Origin of the sequence: Atopococcus tabaci DSM 17538, from assembly GCF_000429585.1 — a bacterium.
Lineage (GTDB): Bacteria > Bacillota > Bacilli > Lactobacillales > Carnobacteriaceae_A > Atopococcus > Atopococcus tabaci.
Window position 1 is genome coordinate 1 of the sequence record NZ_AUCD01000138.1, and the last position, 1,180, is coordinate 1,180.

A 1,180-nucleotide genomic window follows, 5' to 3' on the forward strand; every position below is an offset into this window, starting at 1 on the left:
CCCGTCCATTCCGAAGGAAATTTCCTTGTTCAACCACGTTTGACTTGACTAAACGTAGGAAAGAGAGCGGGACAAAATGCGTTTAGACCCGAACCCCTGGAGCGCATTTTCGCTGGCCTATTCGGAAACGCAGAAGAGGAGGATGGGACTTTTGTCCCAGCCTCTCTCTATGGTGCTCCACCGCTGCTTCAACCATACTTCTTTTGGTGTTCTTTCTTCAGTTTAAGGTAATCTGCATCTTCTCGTACGATTTCTATTTTTGTTCAAATATGGCCGCTGATTCTGCTTTTTCTTCGTCCATCGTTCTTTCCTTTATTTCACCGTCTTCATCGTATTTCCTTCCACCTTTGTAGTTTGCGTAACGCCTGGACCGTGTATAGCCCATCTGAAGAAACTTTCTGGCCATATCCATCTCGACAAAATCGCCCGCTTCTTTGTACTCTAAGTACAACTGGTAAATTTTTTCAGATGATTCTTTTGCGATTTCAGGGGGCTTAAAGCGCCAGTGCGGAAGTATCTCGCTCTTATACGGCTCTACCAGCAACACTCCTTATTCTCCTCTTCCCACCCTGTACAATTCCGGCTGTTTGCGAAAGTCTATGTTGTCGAAGTCAAGATCGTAGTTGAATGCCAATTTTCTCACCTCTTTGGAGGACTTATTTTCAATCTTTCCTTGTTGTCTCAAACGAAGGTATACCCTCATTCCAAACCCTACTCCACCTGCTCTTTTGAATCAATTATCTTGTCTGTCTCTTTAGAGGCAGGGTCATTGAACTATATACACAAAAAAGACATATCAAAGGTCATCAAAACCTTGATATGTCTTTTTTCTCATTTTATGCCGGCTGCAGGACTTGAACCTGTGACCCCCGCGTTACGAATGCGATGCTCTACCAACTGAGCTAAGCCGGCCGCTTGGAAATTCGCCTTCCTAAGCTAAAATGACCCGTACGGGATTCGAACCCGTGTTACCGCCGTGAAAGGGCGGTGTCTTAACCACTTGACCAACGGGCCAATATCTCTCACACACAAGAACTATTGTACACAGAAACAGCCTCAAGGTCAATATTTTTTTGATTTTTTTTAATCGAGTAGGAGATAAATGATTAATTCATTTATCGTCCTCTCACACCACCGTACGTACGGTTCCGTATACGGCGGTTCAATATCTTAAGTAAGC

Annotated in this window: 1 protein-coding gene and 2 tRNA genes; all 3 read right to left on the minus strand. The window is 44.2% G+C overall.

The features are described 5' to 3' along the window. Positions 1-253 precede the first annotated feature (253 nt). Positions 254-547 (minus strand): DUF4385 family protein, encoded by a 294-nt coding sequence (locus G470_RS13605; protein WP_205617936.1) that lies wholly within the window; start codon positions 545-547, stop codon positions 254-256. A 292-nt stretch (positions 548-839) separates the two neighbouring features. Then, positions 840-912 (minus strand) — tRNA-Thr (locus tag G470_RS0111750). Positions 913-942: 30 nt separating this feature from the next. After that, positions 943-1,014, minus strand: a tRNA-Glu gene (locus G470_RS0111755). Between the last annotated feature and the right edge of the window lie 166 nt (positions 1,015-1,180).